Origin of the sequence: Domibacillus sp. PGB-M46 (assembly GCF_022668875.1) — a bacterium.
In the GTDB taxonomy this organism is placed as follows: domain Bacteria; phylum Bacillota; class Bacilli; order Bacillales; family Domibacillaceae; genus Domibacillus.
In genome coordinates this window covers 39,670-59,103 of the sequence record NZ_JAKGCR010000027.1, presented here as the reverse complement: position 1 = coordinate 59,103, position 19,434 = coordinate 39,670, and the positions used below count along the sequence as shown (strand labels likewise).

General features: G+C 36.5%; 13 protein-coding genes. 10 read left to right on the top strand and 3 right to left on the bottom strand.

The genetic code is table 11. The annotated features are described in order from the left end of the window. Positions 1-774 precede the first annotated feature (774 nt). Entirely contained in the window at positions 775-906 is a 132-nt protein-coding gene (locus L2D08_RS24135; protein ID WP_255822064.1) for a P-loop NTPase family protein, read from the top strand. A 516-nt stretch (positions 907-1,422) separates the two neighbouring features. Here L2D08_RS24135 and L2D08_RS20500 read toward each other — a convergent pair. Next, a complete protein-coding gene (locus L2D08_RS20500) occupies positions 1,423-1,590 on the bottom strand; it encodes a hypothetical protein (RefSeq protein ID WP_242236713.1) in 168 nt (55 codons plus the stop codon). Between the two features lie 1,145 nt (positions 1,591-2,735). Here L2D08_RS20500 and L2D08_RS20495 point away from each other — a divergent pair. The 3 genes from L2D08_RS20495 to L2D08_RS20485 all read left to right on the top strand — a co-directional run bounded on the left by L2D08_RS20495 (position 2,736) and on the right by L2D08_RS20485 (position 5,094). Next, positions 2,736-3,518, top strand: a complete 783-nt coding sequence (locus L2D08_RS20495; protein ID WP_242236711.1) for a ParA family protein — start codon at positions 2,736-2,738, stop codon at positions 3,516-3,518. Then, on the top strand, positions 3,508-3,918 hold the full coding sequence (locus L2D08_RS20490; protein ID WP_242236709.1) for a hypothetical protein: 411 nt from the start codon (positions 3,508-3,510) through the stop codon (positions 3,916-3,918). Before L2D08_RS20495 ends, L2D08_RS20490 begins: the two co-directional genes overlap by 11 nt. A gap of 384 nt (positions 3,919-4,302) precedes the next feature. After that, entirely contained in the window at positions 4,303-5,094 is a 792-nt protein-coding gene (locus tag L2D08_RS20485) for a phosphotransferase (RefSeq protein WP_242236707.1), read from the top strand. Positions 5,095-6,107: 1,013 nt separating this feature from the next. Here L2D08_RS20485 and L2D08_RS20480 read toward each other — a convergent pair. After that, complete coding sequence (locus L2D08_RS20480; RefSeq protein ID WP_242236705.1) at positions 6,108-7,121, bottom strand: helix-turn-helix domain-containing protein; 1,014 nt, start codon at positions 7,119-7,121, stop codon at positions 6,108-6,110. A gap of 1,258 nt (positions 7,122-8,379) precedes the next feature. Between L2D08_RS20480 and L2D08_RS20475 the strand changes: the two genes are divergently transcribed. Together L2D08_RS20475 and L2D08_RS20470 are read left to right on the top strand one after the other, a co-directional pair. Beyond that, on the top strand, positions 8,380-9,192 hold the full coding sequence (locus L2D08_RS20475; RefSeq protein ID WP_242236703.1) for an AAA family ATPase: 813 nt from the start codon (positions 8,380-8,382) through the stop codon (positions 9,190-9,192). After that, positions 9,185-9,709 carry a hypothetical protein gene (locus L2D08_RS20470; protein ID WP_242236701.1) on the top strand — a complete coding sequence of 175 codons (525 nt, stop codon included), beginning with the start codon at positions 9,185-9,187 and terminating at the stop codon, positions 9,707-9,709. Before L2D08_RS20475 ends, L2D08_RS20470 begins: the two co-directional genes overlap by 8 nt. 2,074 nt (positions 9,710-11,783) lie before the next feature. Here the strand turns inward: L2D08_RS20470 and L2D08_RS20465 are convergent. Next, positions 11,784-12,719, bottom strand: coding sequence for a glycine betaine ABC transporter substrate-binding protein (locus L2D08_RS20465; protein WP_242236698.1), 936 nt, complete (start codon positions 12,717-12,719; stop codon positions 11,784-11,786). Positions 12,720-13,109: 390 nt separating this feature from the next. Between L2D08_RS20465 and L2D08_RS20460 the strand changes: the two genes are divergently transcribed. From L2D08_RS20460 to L2D08_RS20445, 4 genes are all read left to right on the top strand, one after another. After that, entirely contained in the window at positions 13,110-14,027 is a 918-nt protein-coding gene (locus L2D08_RS20460) for an alpha/beta hydrolase (protein WP_242236695.1), read from the top strand. A 732-nt stretch (positions 14,028-14,759) separates the two neighbouring features. Further along, positions 14,760-16,859 carry a PAS domain-containing sensor histidine kinase gene (locus L2D08_RS20455; protein WP_242236693.1) on the top strand — a complete coding sequence of 700 codons (2,100 nt, stop codon included), beginning with the start codon at positions 14,760-14,762 and terminating at the stop codon, positions 16,857-16,859. 11 nt (positions 16,860-16,870) lie between these two features. Next, entirely contained in the window at positions 16,871-18,235 is a 1,365-nt protein-coding gene (locus tag L2D08_RS20450) for a sigma-54-dependent transcriptional regulator (protein WP_242236691.1), read from the top strand. A 320-nt stretch (positions 18,236-18,555) separates the two neighbouring features. Beyond that, positions 18,556-19,431 (top strand): DUF6282 family protein, encoded by an 876-nt coding sequence (locus L2D08_RS20445; RefSeq protein WP_242236689.1) that lies wholly within the window; start codon positions 18,556-18,558, stop codon positions 19,429-19,431. Positions 19,432-19,434 lie beyond the last annotated feature (3 nt).

Here is a 19,434-nt window from a genome sequence, read left to right as displayed (position 1 = left end):
GTGTATATATTTACAGTTGAATTTATTTGTTTTAACATTAATAAGGTAAAAAGCAACTTTAAATTATAGATTTTTTTATATTTATTATACCTGTAGGTTGTAGGTTTAAAAAATTATAGTTTTAAATATCTAATTTTCTTTTGTTAACCAATTAAACCCAGGATAAGGATTAATAATATGTAATTTGTTGTTTTGTTTTTTTATATTCATGCGCAATATTCTCAAGCTCTTTTGCAACTTCTGAAATAGGGGATACCTGATTTAGAAATACGAACCTTCTATTCCTACCGCTCATCTTAATGGAGGACATCTTATTTAACTCCTTAGCTAGACCCTGCTTTATTTTCAACGGGTAATGTCTGTTATACGGCTTTATGTGCTTCCTACAACATCGGGGATTGTTATTTCATTCGGACTTCTCAAAAGTCCATTCCGGAAACGAAATAGTTGTCTCTTCAGGCGAAAGTCCCTGAGCTGCTAAAAGGATATCCCAATTCTCGTCAGAGTTCATTATTTTATATAATGAACTCGAACTTTCGAAGGAAGTTTAGCTGGCTAATGCCGTACTGTATTCCAGATAGGGAATACTCCATCAAAATCTTTGATTTAGGTGGAGTGATTCACAGAGACATTACTAAACTTCTTTTCATAAGGTCTAACATTTAATTAAAACACCTGTAACCTACAGGTTTAAATAAATAGTTATTTGCTGCAATGAATCTCTTTATAATCATGAATAATAATCATCCCTACTATCAATAAGGAGTGAGTTAGATGGATCAAAAGAAAGCAAAAATTATTACATTTGGCATCAGCAAGGGGGGCTGCTCAAAGACCACCTCAGCAGGCATTACCGCTCATCTGCTCAGCCAGGATGCAAAAGTCTTAGCAGTGGATATAGAATAGATGGCCAGGGAGACCTCACACACTTCCTGACAGGTGTAGATGAGATTTATGACGTATTTGAGGAAAAGACGATCCTTGAAACGATTAAAGAACGAAATATATTGTACCTGTAACAGAAAACTTACATATCGTGCCTTCTTATGTTTACACAAAAGCAACAGGTGAGAATAAAACCTTATCCTGGCCGAAACGCTTTCTTCAGTAGAATATCAGTATGAAACCCATCTCGGGAACGAAACAGTTCTCTCCTCAGGTAAAAGTTCCTAAGCTGGCAAAAAGGACATCTCAGACCTTCACTTCGTTCATTAGTCTGCGTCATGCCCCCAGGCTTCCGAAGGGAGCTTGACCAGCTAATGTTATACCGTTTTCAAGATAGGGGATGCTCCATTAAAATGTTTGATTTAGGTGGAGAGGTTCACCCTAAGCCCCCGGTTAGTTTAACAAAAAAAGCCGCCATCTGGCAGGGGTACAAGGGACAAAAAAGCCAGCTAAATAAAAACTGGCTGTATCTGGATTTTATTGTTTTCCTTTCTTCACAGCTTCGCGAGTTAAACGTGCATTATTTAAGCCTTTGTCGCTGAATGCGTTATCGCTATTTAAACGATCACCTATTGGTTCTCTATCCATATCATCTTTTAGTACGCTTGGTTTTTTTCCATGTATATTGTTATCCTCTTGTGGCATTATGTTTAGCCTCCTTTTCATTTATTATCTGTTTGCCTGTAATTTCTTATACTAAGGCTAATGCTAAGGATGCATATGTATTTATTTATCATTTGTTATTCGATTAATCTGCTCCGTTTGTTCAATAAGAAAAGAAGGTGCCTCAGCAACCTTCATTAGTTTAACAAGGAAATCAATTTTGATAGGCTCTTTTTTTATCGAGAAGAGCAGAATTGTACTGCTGGTCGCAAAGGTTGAGCCATGAGTGAAGGGTGCTTTTTGGTTCCTCATTTGAAAAAATTTTAAAGCGGTAATTCAGCATCGTCTCGATACACCTTCATTATTTAACAAAGACTGTATTCCAGAAAGGGGATATACGTTTCACTTACTAAGCAACAAATATAAATGGCCTGTAATGCGATAAATTATAAATCTACACTACTTTCAATACCTGTAGGTTGTAGGTTTAAAAAATTGTAGTTTTAAATATCTAATTTTCTTTTGTTAACCAGTTAAACGCAGGGCAATGAATTAATACCTTGTAATTTGTTGTGTTGTTTTGTTTTGTTTTCTTATGTTCATACCCAATATCCTCAAGCTCTTTGGCAACTCCTGAAATAGGGGGTACCTGATTTAGAAATGCGAACATTCTATTTAGTTTTCCTTTTCTACCGCTCATCTTAATGAAGAAAATCTTATCTAACTCCTTAGCTAGACCCTGCTTTGTTTTCAACGCGCAAATGTCTGTTATGTGGATTTATCTGCTTTCTATAACATCGGAGCCTGTTATTACATTCGGACTTCCTAAAAATCCATTCTGGAAACGAAATAGTTGTCTCTTCAGGCGAAAGTCCCTGAAATATTAAAAAGGATATTCCAGGCCTTGTCTTCGTTTATTAGTCTCCGTCATACACTCGAGCTTTCGAAGGAAGTTTAGCCAGCTAATGCTGCACTGTGTTCGGGATAAGGGATACCCCGTCAAAATCTTTAATTCAGGTAGAGTGGTTCACACAAATATTAATAAACTTCTTTTCGTAAAGACTAACATTTGTTTAAACCTGTAACCTACAGGTTTAAACAAATGGTTGTTTGTTATAGTAAAGCTCTTTATAATTATAAGTAATATTCATCATTATTATCACCACTATCGATAAGGAGTGAATTAGATGGCTCAAAAGAAAGCAAAAATTATTACATTTGGCATCAGCAAGGGAGGCTGCTCAAAGACCACATCAGCAGGCATCACTGCTCATCTGCTCAGTCAGGAAGCAAAAGTCTTAGCAGTAGACATGGATGGCCAGGGAAACCTCACACAGTTCCTGACAGGTGTAGATGAGATCTGTGACGTATTTGAGGAAAAGACGATCCTTGAAGCAATTAAAGAACAAAATATCACGAAATATATTGTACCTGTAACAGAAAACTTACATATCGTGCCTTCTAATGACTACCTAGCGCTCCTTCCACGCTATGTTTACACAAAAGCAACAGATGAGAATAAAAACCTTATCCTGGCGAATACACTTGCTCCAGTAATAGACCAGTATGATTACATTATTATCGACACTCCTCCGGCATTATCTGAACATACCATCAATGCCATTTCCGCTAGTGACTATGCTGTCATCATGAACGACGGATCTAAATTTTGTTACGCGGCTATTTACAAATTTTTAGAAATTTGTGCAGCGGCACTTGAAAACGGAAACCCGAACTTAAAAGTAGCCGGCATCTTATTTTCTATTGTAGATTCACGGACAGTTGATACCAAAGCCATGATCCAGTTGGTGGATTCTGAATTCGAAGGGTACCGTTTCGATACTGTCATCCAGAGAAGAGCGGCAACAAAGCGGCTGGCGGTATATGGTTTTGAGAAAAACAGTGAACTAAAAAAAGGGATTGGCGAATACATAAATTTTGTGGAGGAGCTGAAGGAACGTGTCCAATAAACAGCAAGACATCTTTAATAAAATCAAAGGAAAAACAGGCGCTAATGCGTTTGTTCAAAAAATGAATGAGGATAAAGATGAACCTGAAGAGATAACATCTTTTGAAGCATTCATAAAAAGCCTAAGCGAGGAAGAGGCAGAAATAAAAAAGAAAAAACGGGTAAATGACACACATGTTAGCCATACCGTTTATATCGATAAAGAGCTTAAAGAAGCAATGGATTTATTGGCTAGTGTCTCTGAGCGAGGCTGGAAGACACGCTTTTTAAATGGATTGATACGTAACGGATTAAAGCCATATGCAGAGACACTGGAGCGATTACATGATGCAAAAAAACAAGAAGAAAAAATTAAGCAAAAGCTTCAAAAAGATCTTGAAAAGTTAAACGACAGCCTTTAAAACATTGAAGAATCAACTTCTATTTAAAGTTAATATACCTGTAGGTTGTAGGTTTAATAATTTTTTTTAATCAGCTTTTTCTATTTTCTATTTTATAAAGGGCACAGTATTCAAAGGTCATATATATTATAAATTTTTAACCAGTTATACTGTAGATGCTATTATAATCAAACACAACTATTGCTAAAGTTATTTCACTCAAAGATGAAGAAGATATTGACTAGGTTCTAGAGTTTCTTCGTCGCTTAGCAAAAGAAGGCGCTCAGGCATCATTATTAAAAAGTGAAACTCATCCTTATCTTATAGAGCGCTCAATTTCCTTTTGGTAAACTGCATAGTTTAATAAAAGAGCAGGGTTCCAGAACAAGAAAAGGAGGTGCATGTATGTCTAATTCTTCAAATGAAAAATTGTTAGCTGGCGGTAACGTCTCAAAAGTATATAGATCAGGTAATACGGTTAGACGGGAATTAAAGCCAAACAGCAAAAGAATTCATTTACTGTTAAAACATCTTGATAACAAAGGATACAATTATGCCCCTAAATACCTTGGTATCGATGAAAAAGGAAGAGAAATTCTATCCTTCATCGAAGGAGAAGCTGGTCATTATCCTTTAAAAAAATATATGTGGTCAGATGATGTCTTACAAGAACTTGCGAAAATGCTCCGCCTCTATCATGACTCTGTAAGCGACTTTTCATTTGAGGATAGCTGGCAACCATTAGATAATACCCCACAGCCAGCGGAGGTATTATGCCATAATGACTTTGCAATATACAACATTGTTTTTCGTAATAAGAGGCCAGTAGGCATTATTGATTTTGATGTAGCTGCACCTGGTCCACGACTTTGGGACATAGCTTATGCTCTTTACACGTGTGTTCCATTAAGCAGATTTTATCTTACCGAAACAAGGGAAAAAGTTTATTATGATTCATTTCAAGATGCTTACCGTATTAAAAACAGAATTAAATTGTTTTTAGATTCTTACGGTGAAGGATTTGCAGAAAATTATATAGAAATGGTGCTGCTGCGACTAGACGGATTATGCAAAACAATTACAAGAAGAGCCAGTGAAGGTGACCCTGCTTTCCAAAAAATGATAGATGAAGGCCATCTTGATCATTACCAACATGATATTAAATTCATTTCCGAGCATAGAAATGAATGGACTTAAATCTTTCTTCCGATAAAGGAGCTTTATATAGAAGAAACAAGGGAACTTCTAAACAAGGAAGTTCCTTTAATTTTGTTCAAAAATCAAACATATTATTTAACATAACCAAATTTAAAAGAAAGCGAAAGTAGATAATAGCTGCCCCAGCTATATTGGTACTGTACCCCATGAGCCATGAAGTGCAGTCTCATTTTAGGGTCACTTAACGCAGATTGTTTCACTACACTGGCTTTTCTTTAGAGGAAGAAGGCAACCCGACTCAAGTAATGCTGCACCTACATGTTCTCTCGGTACATATTTTTTACAATATTGCTGAAAAAGACTGTGAACACCGCTGACAGCCTAGTAGCACTGAATACACTACCTGACACAAACCTAATAACACAAGTTGGAGTATTGCTAACATGGACATCATACTTGGTGTATCGTCTGACACAAACATTTTTTAGGCTTCTGTCGGCCAGCAAACGACGGCTTATTAAGAAAAATATAAAAACGGTCAAGTACTCAAGTTCTCTAAGCCATGTGACTGCAGTTGGATCATTATTAGACTGGTTTATATTCCAGCTTGCTGAACAAATCGGCACTTGCAATAATTAGAGAGACCTTGTTCCTTAGAGCCGATTTAATTCCTATACCTTTCTGATGTCCATCCGGAGCTGTATTTTACTGTTTTGCTACCTATTGTGGCAGCCAGAACGACAATAAAAAACCAAATAACATTTATTAGAGGAGTACCTTACCAAGCAAGCTTATACCAGCCACTGGCACTATCAACGCAATAACGAGCAGTCTTTTTAATGACGACCAAGTCTGCAACATGACTGCCTGGAATATTGACAGCTTCTAATGATAAACAAGAAGAATCAGAAAGCCATCTGTGTGCAAAGCATGATAATCGTCTATGCTTGGCTACCCTCACTAGGGCGGTCAATCGATATGTTCTGAAAAATCCTATTATAATACCAGAATGTGCGATAAGAAGATGGCACGATATCTTGTGTTTTTTCACATTAATATGGCAAATAAGCTTCTCCTTGCATAGAAAGTGCCTGTTCATCCCTTTGTATCAATCGCTGAATTTCATCACGCCAGCTGCCACTTTTTCTCGTTGGAGATATGTTTTCATCCTGTTCGGTATCTTCCTCAAGCCAGTTATAAAGAACAGGGTGATTCTCAAACGTTTCTTTGGCTTTTTGCTGGCCAAACTTGTTTTTCAAAATACCGTAAAAGTAGCCAAAGAAGTCTTTTTTGATTAAGCGGTTCTTATAAGCGAAAACGGCTTGTTTAAAGCTTTCAACCGCTTTCTCCTTATAAAACTCTACTGGATTCTTGAGGCTGTACTGTTTGTAGCTGATCAATACACGTCCCCATAAGTGGTAAACCTCTTCAGCTGTACCGAAGAATGGTTTTACGGCAGCAACGAATTCCTGAGGGACATTTTCTGGAATATACGTTTCATCCAGACGGTCTTTTTTACGTAAGATCTTTAAAAGATTTTTAGAAATTGATAAATTCTTGGTAGAAACTTTTTTTGGCTCTCCGTCCTTACTCTCGCAAGGGATTTTAGGATTTTCAGCTTGGCATTCAGCTTGGCATTCAGCTTGGCATTTAACAAGTTCAAATGCGTTATTCCAGATATGAAAGTACGGATGGTCAACGAAAATATGTATGGCGGCTCCCAGGCCGTTCTGAGTTGTAGACTGGCGGTGTACGGTAATAATGACTCCGGCATCACGAAGCTGTTTGAAAATGTTTCTGATCGTTCTTTGAGCAAGTCCAAACCTATCTGAAAAGTAGTCCTCTTTTGCAAAGCAGTATCCTTTTTCTGCAGAAAACCAGCAAATCATTTCAATGACCTGGCGGGTTTTGTCTTTTAGGTTATAGTAAGTGTCTCCATAGGAAGCGATCACTTTTGTTAAAAGTTCCAGCTTCTGCTTTTGCTGCTGGCTGCGGGTTTGCGTATAAGGTTCATAGCTGTATAGAAAGTGAAACTCCTGGATCGATAACTTTCTATTTTTTCCCATGTCTGCTCGTCTCCCTTCAGAAAAAATAAAAGGCGCATTTATCGCTCGCTGTACGATAAACACGCCCTTAAGTTTCCGCAAAGGATCTATAAATGGGTTGCTTCACCATGGAGAAGGCACAGCCCTTCCCATTATAATGAAAACATAAAGTTTTCAAGTGAAAGCAGGTGTTTATCGTGGCCTATTCACGATGAACGGTTGATGGACTGCTGCGAACACTCCCCAACACGCTTTTGCCTTTTTATGTTGAATAAATTAGTTTTTGATATGAATTTTTCAGGCACTGCTTTTATTGCCCCTACATTACACCACCTATTATCCCTTGTAAATCCCTTCGGAATGCGGTTTCAGCCCTATTGAAATAGCATAGGTAGAAATTTCTACTTGTGCGAGAAAGTCAGCTATTTTTGCGCGAGTAGAAAAGTAGAAATTTCTACTTATGCGAGAAAGTAGACGATTCCTAGGCAGGTAGAAAAGTAGAAATTTCTACCTGTGCAATAAAGTAAGCGATTCCTAGGCAGGTAGAAAAGTAGAAATTTCTACCCGTGCGAGAAAGCAGGCGATTTCTGTGCGGGTGGAAAAGTAGAAATTTCTACCTATGTAAGGAAGCAGGTGGTTTCTGCACAGGTAGAAAAGTAGAAATTTCTACTTATGTGAGTTTGGTAGATAAAAAGATATTTTAGAGGTACCAATATAAAAGGGTTTAACAGCTTTATAAAAGAAACATAAGTAGAAATTTCTACTTATGCGAGAAAGAAGACGACTTCTACATGGGTAGAAAAGTAGAAATTTCTACTTATGTGGGAAAGAAGACGATTTCCGCATGAGTAGAAAAGTAGAAATTTCTACTTATGCGAGAAAGGAGGCGATTTCCGCATGAGTAGAAAAGTGGAAATTTCTACTTATGCGAGAAAGGAGGCGATTTCCGCATGAGTAGAAAAGTGGAAATTTCTACTTGTGCGAGAAAGAAGGCGATTCTTGCGCGGGTAGAAAAGTAGAAATTTCTACTTGTGTGAGAAAGTCGACAATTTCTGCGCGGGTAGAAAAGTAGAAATTTCTACTTGTGCGAGGAAGAGAGCTCGAAAAGAGCGAAATATTACATTTGTGTTACAAATTATTCGGCCGTAATAATACCAAATTTGGACATTATTTTTAAAAGGTGCTTCTCGCAAATTTCCACTTATGTTAAGATATGAGTAAGTAGAAATTTGTTAATGTATACTTTTGCAAATAGCACTCGTTGGGAGGAGAAGATAAGATGACAGCAAAAACGATAGTAGTAGGTAACTTTAAAGGCGGGGTTGGAAAAACAAAAGTGGCTGTTATGGCTTCGTGGGAATTATCGAAAGCGATGAATAAAAAAGTTCTTTTGATTGATATGGACCCGCAGGCGAATGCGACAACCCTTATTGCCAGATCAGCAGGAATTTCAGAAATCAAGTCTTCTATTTTTGAAGGATTTGAGAATGGAGATTTAGCTCCTTCTGTTATGCATGTAAATGACAACCTGGATCTTATTCCAGCCACTGTTTCATTTAAGAACCTTCCAAAGTTTTTATATAGTAAGTTTTCAGAAGATCTTGACCAGGTTTCCTATTTAAGCCGATTATTGGAGCCGTTAAAAGATAACTATGATTACATTTTAATAGATGTACCACCTACGATCAGTGATTACTCTGATAATGCCATGATGGCTGCTGACTATGTCTTAATTATTCTTCAAGCACAGGAGCTTTCACTTGAAGGTGCTGAAACTTATATTTCTTATCTTCAATTTATGATAGATGAATATGAGGCTTATATCCAAGTAGCAGGAGTGCTCCCGGTTTTATTGCGTCCAGGAGGGCGGGTAGACCATGCGACTGTAGAAAGAGCGAAAGAAATGTTTGGTGACGATAACGTATTTGAAAATTACGTGAAGCATTTAGAACGTCTAAAAGCCTGGGATATCACCGGAATTACATATAATGATCACCATGACAATCGCGCGCATCAAGTTTTCATTGATGTGGTTCAAGAAATGCTCGGAAAAATAGAGAAGATTGAAGGCGGTGTAACAGTCGGTGAGTGAGAAAAACATAAAAGGGCAGTTACTGAAAGTCCCAAAAAGGGATAATTTGAGAGCGCAGCCCGTTAAGTTTAACGACAAAGATCCTTTTAAATATAATGCTAACAAGCCAGCGACAACTGATCCGGTAAAAAATAAGGAAACACTAATTAAAAAAGAAGAACCAAAAGTGGAGGAAGCAGCGAAGAAGCCGGAAATAAAAACAACTGGTATTCAATCTATAAAAGAAGAGACGATTGTGCCACAGAAAAAAAATCAGGGCAGGGTGCCTGTATCAGCTGAACCCCCTAAAGAACCAAAAAAACGTAAAGCGGTCGTTGGTAAGAATAACTCGACTAAAACAATTAAAGTTCCTTCCTTGCTTCACACGCAGATCAATATGCTTGGGAAGTTTATGGATGAGACGAAAACATACGCTATCTTGAATGAGCTGGTGGATAATTATGTAGAAAACCGTTTGACTGAGCGGCAGCAAAAACAGTTTTATTTTATGAGTGAATTTGTGCAGGAAGATAAATAAAATCTTAGTAATCAGAAGTGTACCTGATCAAAAGTGTACTTAAACAAAAGTATACCTTTGGATAGGTACACTTTTGTTTATATGGAATTATACATAAGTAAGATATATGAAGAAGAGAGAAGGGAGGCTGCGATAGATGAGCCGTAAAACAGTCGATTATGTAGGAACCTGTTTGGCTGAATGGTGGTGAAAACAATTTTACTTTGTGAGCGAGATTCGAGTAAGAAGACGAATAAAAGCTTAGTCGTCATAGGTGTACCTATACAAAAGTATACTTAAACACAAGTGTATACTAGTGCAGGTATACTTTTGTATAGGTAGAAGTATATAAGTGAAGTACCTAATAGAAAAGAGCAGGGTGTCACAGTCGAGCAAAAAACGAGTATGCAGGAACCTGTTTAGATGTACAGCAATGAGAACAGTCCTACTTAGTGAGCGATGCTCGACCAGGAAGACGAATAAAGGCTTAGTCAGCATAAGTGTTCTTTTACAAAGGTGTACATAAACAAAAGTATACCTTTGTTTATGTACACCTTTATTTATAAAACGTATATATAAGTAAGATATCTAGTAGGAAAGAACAAGGTGTCAAAGGCGAACAGAAAACGATTATACAGAAATTTGTTTAGCTCCATAATGGTGAAAACAATTCTACTGGGTAAGCAGTATTCAAGGAGGAAGACGAATAAAGGCTTAATCGGCAGAAGTGTATGTAGACAAAAGTGTACCTACGCAAAATATCTAATAAAAGAGGGCGGGTACCATAGGAGAAAAATGATTATATAGGTATCTAACCTGTTTGGCAGCACGGCAGTGAAAATAATTCTACTTGGTAAGAGATGTACGGCAAAGAAGAAGAATGAAGACTTGGTTATTATAGGTATACTTATACAAAGGTATATATAAACAAAAGTACACATTTGTATAGGTACACTTTTGTTTATATAGAAGCACGTATAATCAAGAGATCTGATAAAAGAGAGCAGGGTGCCATAGGAGAAAAATAATTATACAGGAGCCTGTTTGGCGACACGGCAGTGAAAACAATTCTACTTGTTAAGAGATGTACGACCAAGAAGAAGAATGAAGGATTAGTAAGCATAAGTATACTTATATAAAGGTATACACAAACAAAAGTACACCATTGTATAGTTACACTTTTGTTTATATAGAAGCACGTATAATCAAGAGATCTAGTAAAAGAGAGCAGGGTGCCACAGGAGAAAAATAATTATACAGGAGCCTGTTTGGCAACACGGCAGTGAAAACAATTCTACTTGGCAAGAGATGTACGACCAAGAAGAAGAATGAAGACATAGTTATTGTGGGTATACTTACACAAAGGTATACGCAAACGAAAGTACACCATTGCACAGGTACACTTTTGTTTATATAAAAGCGCGTATAATCAAGAGATCTGATAAAAGAGAGCAGGGTGCCATAGGAGAAAAATAATTATACAGAAGCCTGTTTGGCAATACGGCAGTGAAAACAATTCTACTTGATGAGCGATGTTCGGCCAGGAAGAAGAATGAAGGATTAATCAGCATAAGTATACTTATACAAAGGAATATGTAAGCAAAAGTGTATATTTGTATAGGTACACTTTTATTTGTGTAGAAGTGTGCGTAAGCAAGATATTTAGTAGAAGAAGACAGGGTGTCATAGAAGAAAAATGATTATATGAGATCTTTTTGGCAGTACAAGAGTGAAAATAATTCTACTTGGAGAGCGATGTATGGCCAGGAAGAAGAATGAAGGATTAGTCAGCAAAAGTGTACTTATACAAAGGTATACGTAATCAAAAGTGTATGTTTGCATAAGTCCACTTTTCTATAAGCATCATTAATGGGTTTGAGTAAATAATTTGGACACAGAAAAGTTAAGTCTTAAGCGGTTCTTCTAATCTGATCCTCTATGGCTTGAGATGTCTGATAGCCGATGCTGCTATGAATTCTGTTTCGGTTATACCAGCCTTCTATAAACTGAAACATGGCCGGCTTTGCTGCCCAATTAATATAAGATAAATTTTCATGTTTCATTTACTCTTTGTCACTTCGGTTCAATCATCTGTTTAAATTAGCTTTTTAGACACAAGCCACTCTCTTACAACTTCTATTATGTTTTTATGTTCTATGTCTACTTTATGGTTCAAGTCTTTCATTGTTTCAGTGTCTAAGTTGTCGGCAAGCTCGTTCAACAAATCCTCCAACTCTTTATGTTTATTTACTGTCTCCTCTCGAATTACCGGTACGGCGTTATATGCAGGGAAGAAAGATTTGTCATCCTCTAGCGCGACTAAATTAAATCCTTTAATTCGGCCATCCGTTGCAAATCCGATGGAAACATCCGTCTGTCCCTCTTTAAGAGAGTTATATAACAATTTTGAATCTATCTTAGTGACTTTTTTGCTTAGAAATCGAAAATTATATTTTTTTTGAAGACCTTTCATGCCATCTTCCCGTGCGTAAAATTCAGCGTTTGTTGCAAACTTTAATGAATTATCATTTTTGTTTACATAGCTGGCAAGATTGGAAATAGTTTTAATGCCGAGTTCCTCAGCTTGATCTTTCCTCATTAAAATTGCATAGGTATTGTTAAACTCTGCTTTATTTAACCATATCAGCTTGTTTTCTTTGTCTATTTCTTTAACCTTTTGGTATGCCTTATCAGGATTAATTTCAATAGGCTCCTTTAAGTGCAGTAATAATCCAGTCCCTGTATACTCCCAATATATATCAATCTGTCCCTTCTCAAGTGCTGAACGTGCAACTGCGCTACTCATACCTGATGCTTCTTCTACCTCATATCCTTTTTCTTTCAGGTAGACAGCAGTTATTTTTAATAAAACTTGTTGCTCAGTAAAGTCTTTTCCGCCAACTGTTATCTTTCCTTTACTTTCAGTTTCTGTCCTTTGAGTATCCTGCGTATATGAACCACAGGCGCCTAGTATACTAATCATAGAGATAATCACTAAAATAGTTACGAGTTTTATGGTTATTTTTTTCACAAATTTGTCCCCTTTTAAGATATTTCTATGTCTTATTTTCATGCTTTCGCTAATGTAATATTCTAAAATACGCTAGGCTAATTGTTTAGTTAGTAATTCTAATAGATTCGAAATACTCCTTCTTTTACCCACTAGTAATTGGATCATAATCAGATCAACCTAATTTTAAATTTTTTTGTTATAAAAATTTTACAGATAGTAAAATTTTTTTACAACTACAGTTTTTGAACGAGATTCCATAATTTTCTTTCCGGATAATATGCTTACATAGACATTGTTCTGCCTTTAACTATAGGGAGTTTTCACCTTTTTAAGATGAATTATTTTATCTTGGCACGATAGTTGCATTTTAAATTTTGAAACAACATTTTATAACTAGGGGGAATCATGATGATTGAACGTCAAGTGAGCTTTTATAGTGAAGGATGCAAATTGGAGGGCACCTTATACTTTCCAAAAGACTATCAAGAGGGGGAGAAACGTCCAGCCATTATTCCTAATTCCGGATACCAAGGTTTCAATGAATTTTATCCAAAATTGTTTGCACGGAATTTAACGGAGGCAGGATTTATTTGTCTTGGATTTGATTATCGAGGATTTGCTAATAGTGAGGGACAACAAGGGCATGTTATTTTAGATGAGCAAGTGGAGGACATTCAAAATGCGGTTACCTTTCTTTCTATGCAAGAAGAAGTAGATCAAGAAAGAATTGGGCTTATTGGCTGGGGGATGGGTGGCTCCAATGTTGTACGCGTATCTGCAAAAGATAGCCGTATCAAGGCAGTTGCAGCACTTAACGGATTTTATGATGGTGAAAGATGGTTAAAGTCGATACACTCCTATGTTGAATGGCAAGAAATTTTGAAAGTGGTTGAAGAGGATCGCAAGAAACGCGTTACAACAGGAGAATCTGTTTATGCAGATCCATTTATTCATTATCCGCTTGATCCAGCAACGAAGGATTACGTACAAAAAGAATTGGTACCGCTTTCTCCTTTTGGAAAGCAAACAACATTACAATTTACTGATTCAATCATTTCGATGAATGCTGAAAAAGTAGTGAAAGATATTGCTTGCCCAATCTTTATCGGTCACGGTAAAAATAATTTGCTGCATCCGATTGATGAAGCCTATGGATTATATAAAGCAGCAATAGAACCAAAACAGTTTTATCTGATTGATGGCAAACATAATGACTTTATGTACCACGATCATGAAATATTCCAATCACTAGTTACTGAATTAAATACGTTTTTTACAGAAAATTTAGCTGAAAAGAATAAAGAGAAAGCTAGTATTCTCGTTTAAGTGACGTGTTTTGTTCTTGGGTTAAATAGCGAATATATAAGCTTGAAACAGATGGCGGTAGTTTGCCATCTGTTTTTTTTACAGAATTAAAAGGTATGGCTAAAGCAAACTGTTTAAGTTCAAAAAATCGCTATATTTCTTTTAGTCCTATATTAAAGCAAAGTATTTTGCCAGAAAAAAGTGAGGTGGTTGTCAGGGCTGAGGACGTAATGTTTGCATTTTGTTCATTTTCTTATCGATAAGGAGGCTGTGAAGTGATAATTTCCCAATCGTTTAAAGTGGAAATGACCTATTTTAATCTTTAATTAACAAATCTAAATGAAAAGTGTAGAATTTACTTCAGGCAGTTATAAAGACCGACCAAAACAGCAGCCTATAGATAATATTATGCCCCCTCCGATGCAATTCAAGCTTTTGAATACCCTTTCAGTAAAGATAATGGAAGTATTTGAACAAATTGCCAAACGGTAAATACATATTTGTTTAGCAAGGACCACCAAATTGTATCTGGTTAATAATGGATAATTCGGGTGTAGAGTAACGGGTCGGCCATTGGATTGGGAAGAAGGCTGCGATACTCAATGGAAATCTTAATCATGGTGACAACTAGTAACAAAGAAGTTTTGTACAAGGTTGATATTCTTATTTTTCCGACTAACTTATCAGAAACAAAGCTTGTAAGAGAGAATATCAATATATGTCGCTTTTAGATTTATTGAGGGAGAAAAAGTAATGAATATATTCAAAGCAACACTGACAAAACGTTATTTACTTATTGTACTGATTGTCATTTTATTCGTTCTATCTTCCATCTATGGAATAGCGAATTATGTGACGAATAAATCAGTTAAATCACAAATTGAGTACCGAGATGAATTAATTACCAAAACTCTCAGCACACACATTGAAGTACTTATGAACCGTGTCATTACTGAAACGAGTGAAGTCTCTCCCTTTGTCCTCACTTATAATGAAAAAAGCTATCATTTTTATAAAGACGAAATCGAAAGTATGGTTACTAAGGATTCGCTTTACCTATTTATTCAAGCTGTTGACGAAGAAGGAAAGGAATTGGTTAAAGTACCTGATATTCCTTTTTCTACAGGTATTCAAATTAAAGAAGTAACAGAGAGAATATCTTGGAGTAAAACTTCCTATGTTTCAAATTTAATAGCGCTTCCAGATGGCAGAGAAACATTGTGTATTGCTTCCCCTGCTGTAGACGAGAATGGAAAATACAAAGGAGGAGTCATCGCATTTTTAAACCTTGAAGTTCTATCAACCTACTTGCAAGCTTATACCATTGGCGAACAGGGGGTAAACCTTATGATTGATCGCAAGGGATCCATTATTGCTGATACAAACAATCATTACATTGGTCAACCTATCAGCGAGCATCCCTTAGGAATATATTTAAAGAAAGAGCGATATGGTTTGTGGAACGGGGATTTGCTTGATAAAAATATGGTTGCAGCCTATCGGCCATTGTCCCTGGGAAATGTCGGTTTGATTGTAGCTGAGCCGATCGATCAGGCGATGCTGCCTGCAAAGTCGGTTATGATGCTTTTGCTTAAAGGATTTATTTTTGTATTTATAATCGCTATTGGATTAACCATTTTTGGAACTTCGAGGGTCGTTAAACCTGTTTTAAGCTTAATTCAGCAGGTGAAAGAATATAAAGAAAACAAAAGATCAGATTTTGATTTAGTTAAAACAGGGGATGAGCTAGAGGATTTGTCTCTTGTAATGGCTCAAATGGCTAAGGCTTTAACTGAGAAGGAGAGAAAGTTATTTTATATTCTTGAATCAATCCCATATGGTGTTATTACAACCGATCAAAATGGAAGAATCACTACATTTAATAAGGGAGCTGAAAAGTTGACGCTTTTCTCTCGGAAAGAAGCTGTAGGACAATCAATTTTTGAGCTTCCAATTAAAAATAAAAAGGAAGAATTTTTTTTATATAAGACATTAAAGCAGGGAAAAGCGTTTGAAGAAGTAGAGAGCTATATTTACGATAAAGAACAACAAAAGCACGATGTAAGGCTTTATTCGTCACTGTTTAACGGAGGAAAGGATGATCTTGTCGGATCAATTTTAGTGATTCGAGATGTAAGTGAAATAAAAAAACTGGAAGAATATTTAAAACAAAGCGAGCGTCTTGCTTCACTTGGTCAATTAACTGCAGGGATAGCTCACGAAGTGAAAAATCCATTGAGTATCATCCAAGCCGCAGCTGAAGCCATACAGTTTGAAATTGAAGATGGTGAATTGGATGACTCTTCTATTCCGGAATATACTCGCGATATTTTAGAGTCCGCTGATCGTATGAACCGCCTATTAACAGACTTTTTGAAGCTATCAAAGGGTGATGAAAAGGGAACAAGTCAAATTATAAATATAGTTCAGACTATCGACGAATTATTGCATTTGCTTCGAAAAAACGTCAGTGACAAGGATATTATGGTTTATCGTCAATATGAAGTAGAACAAGCATTAGTCTATGGAAACAAGAATGGATTAACACAAGTGATATTAAATATTATTTTAAACAGTCTTCAAGCTATGGAACATGGAGGATCACTTTATATTCATGTAAATGCCGAACAGAATGGCTGGAAAATAGAAATAAAAGACAGTGGAAAAGGAATACCTGCATCGAAATTGAAGTGGATCTTTAATCCTTTTTATTCAACAAAATCAGAAGGAACTGGATTAGGTCTTTCAATCGCTCATGAAATCATCACCCAGCATAACGGAAATATTCGGGCAACTAGTATAGAAGGAGAGGGAACATCTATATTTATTTATTTGCCAAATATTCTACAGTAAGGGGACTTTCAATGAAAAGCATTCTTTTTGTCGACGATGAAATCAAGTTGCTAAAAATTTTATCAGCTTTCTTTCGCAAAAAAGGCTATACCATTTATATAGCAGCTAACGGAGAGGAAGCACGAAAAACAATAAAAGAGAAGGAAATTGATATCGTGTTTCTTGATTTAAAGCTGCCGGATACAACGGGATTAAAATTACTTGAAGAATTTATACCTTTATATCCCCACAAGATTTTTATTATTATGACGGCATATAGCGAAGTTGAAAGTGCTGTGACAGCAATGAAAGCGGGTGCATTTGATTATCTCGCCAAACCTGTAAAAATGAATGAAATTCAAGTCGTGATTGAGAAGGCTTCCACGTGGTTAGGAATGAAACAAGAAAATATCCACCTAAAGGAAAAACTAAAGGAATTTGAATCCCAAAACGGGATAATAGGTGTTAGTTTAGCAATGAAACAGATATTTGAAATGGTAGAACGAGTAGCGGCTACGGACGCGACGTTATTATTGCATGGAGAAAGCGGAACAGGAAAAAGTATGATTGCACGTATGGTTCACAAGCTAAGTAATAGGAACGGAGAACCCTTCATAGCAGTAAATTGCGCTGCTATCCCCGAACAGTTATTAGAGAGTGAATTATTCGGTTTCGAAAAAGGAGCTTTCACAGGAGCAAATGTAAGCCGCGAAGGTAAATTTGAAGCGGCAAATGGAGGAACGATTTTTTTAGATGAAATTGGGGAGGTTTCATTGCCCCTGCAATCCAAATTGTTACAAGTTGTCCAGGAAAAGTCTTTTATGCGTTTAGGTAGCAATAAAACTAAACAAGTAGATGTCAGGATTATTTCAGCAACAAATCGAGATTTAAAGAAGATGGTACAAGAAGGGGCGTTTAGAGAAGATTTATATTACCGTTTAAATATTGTTGATATATATATTCCTTCTTTGAAAGACCGAAAAGACGATATTCCTATTTTTATCGAAGGATTTTTACGAAGATACAGAAAGAAATATAATAAAAATTTTCAAGTGTCTCCGCAACTAATGAATAACTTGTCCAATTATTGCTGGCCAGGAAATGTAAGGGAGCTGGAAAATGCGTTAGAAAGAGCAGTAGTTTTATGTAGAGGAGAAAACTTATCATTGGAAGATTTTCCGCGTGAAATCCAGAAAAACAAACAGACAACATTGAATAATGAACAGTTTCCAACTGATCCTAATAAATCCCTTCCACAGCAACTGGAGGAAATCGAAAGACAAATCATTCTTACCGCTTTAGAAGAAAACCATGGAAATGCAGCAGAAGCAGCAAGAAAATTAGGCGTTTCAAGACAGCGTCTTCTGTATAAACTAAATAAATATTTTGTTCAATAAATACACCTTACAGAAGGTGTATTTTTTATTTTGTCGTATTACCGGCCAATAGCTCTTTCAAATTACTTTGTAATTAGACGGAAAGGTTCACTACAGGCAAGGGGCTTAGAAACCCCATTATTTATTTTGTAACTTCTAAGAATACAAATTACACAGGGAATGTTTTTGTGTTTTGTTAAATAATTTTTTGAAATGTAAAAGAATTTTTACAAATCAACATTCAAGAATCATCATTTTGTATATAAAAACAGTTATGAAAACTGGCACACTTCTTGCAAATAATAAGTGTAAATAAATAATTATTGAAAGAAGGTTTATATATGGCGTTTCATCCTTTATTAAAAGACGCTATCGAATTACATTGTCATAGTTACCCTAGTATGTTTCCCAGAAAACAAACTGATTGGGAATTGATCGAAGATGTGAAAAAGGCCGGTATGGCGGGGGTCGTCTTAAAATCGCACGAATCTCAAACGGTTGATCGGGCTGCACTAATCCGTTTAAAAGAACCGGAAATAGATGTTTATGGAGGATTAGTATGCAACCATTTCTCGGGTGGATTGTCACCAGCCACAGTTGATGCTGCCATTCGTCTAGGTGCAAAGGTCATCTGGATGCCAACTGTTTCGTCAAATGAACACTGTTGCCATTTCGGTAAAAAGAAAACTCGATTTTTTAACAGTGAACGTCCATTAGAGAACCCTGAAAAAGGATTAGAAATATGGGATGAAAACCGGAAGATCCTGCCTGAGGTTCATGAAATTTTGCAACTTATTGCAGAAGCAGATATAGCGGTTGCAACAGGTCATTTGTCAGCAGAAGAAGTGGATGTTTTACTTGACGCGGCTCTAGAACATAATGTCAGAAAGATTTTGATTCAGCATGCCGATCTGGGGATTGCGCCGGTTCCTCTTGAAATGCAGAAAGAATTCGCTCGAAAAGGAGCCATTCTAGAAAAATGTTATTTAGCTTGCAGTGAAGATTTTCAAGATTTAACGGTTGAGGAAATGGCACATAGCATTAGGGAAATTGGAGCAGAGTCTTGCGTGCTTGTTACTGATTATGGACAAGAGCATAATATTCCACCCATTCAAGCGTTAAGTAATTTTGTTGGAGAAATGGTGGACTGTGGTATTTCAGAAAAAGAAATCGAAACAATGATCGTGAAAAACCCAAAACAGCTGTTAGGAATATAACAT

Excerpts from the sequence above, each read along its gene's own strand:
- L2D08_RS20480 (WP_242236705.1), bottom strand. The coding sequence starts at position 7,121 with ATGGGAAAAAATAGAAAGTTATCGATCCAGGAGTTTCACTTTCTATAC.
- L2D08_RS20455 (WP_242236693.1), top strand. The coding sequence starts at position 14,760 with ATGAATATATTCAAAGCAACACTGACAAAACGTTATTTACTTATTGTA.
- L2D08_RS20445 (WP_242236689.1), top strand. The coding sequence starts at position 18,556 with ATGGCGTTTCATCCTTTATTAAAAGACGCTATCGAATTACATTGTCAT.
- L2D08_RS20500 (WP_242236713.1), bottom strand. The coding sequence starts at position 1,590 with ATGCCACAAGAGGATAACAATATACATGGAAAAAAACCAAGCGTACTA.
- L2D08_RS20495 (WP_242236711.1), top strand. The coding sequence starts at position 2,736 with ATGGCTCAAAAGAAAGCAAAAATTATTACATTTGGCATCAGCAAGGGA.
- L2D08_RS24135 (WP_255822064.1), top strand. The coding sequence starts at position 775 with ATGGATCAAAAGAAAGCAAAAATTATTACATTTGGCATCAGCAAGGGG.
- L2D08_RS20475 (WP_242236703.1), top strand. The coding sequence starts at position 8,380 with ATGACAGCAAAAACGATAGTAGTAGGTAACTTTAAAGGCGGGGTTGGA.
- L2D08_RS20450 (WP_242236691.1), top strand. The coding sequence starts at position 16,871 with ATGAAAAGCATTCTTTTTGTCGACGATGAAATCAAGTTGCTAAAAATT.
- L2D08_RS20460 (WP_242236695.1), top strand. The coding sequence starts at position 13,110 with ATGATTGAACGTCAAGTGAGCTTTTATAGTGAAGGATGCAAATTGGAG.
- L2D08_RS20485 (WP_242236707.1), top strand. The coding sequence starts at position 4,303 with ATGTCTAATTCTTCAAATGAAAAATTGTTAGCTGGCGGTAACGTCTCA.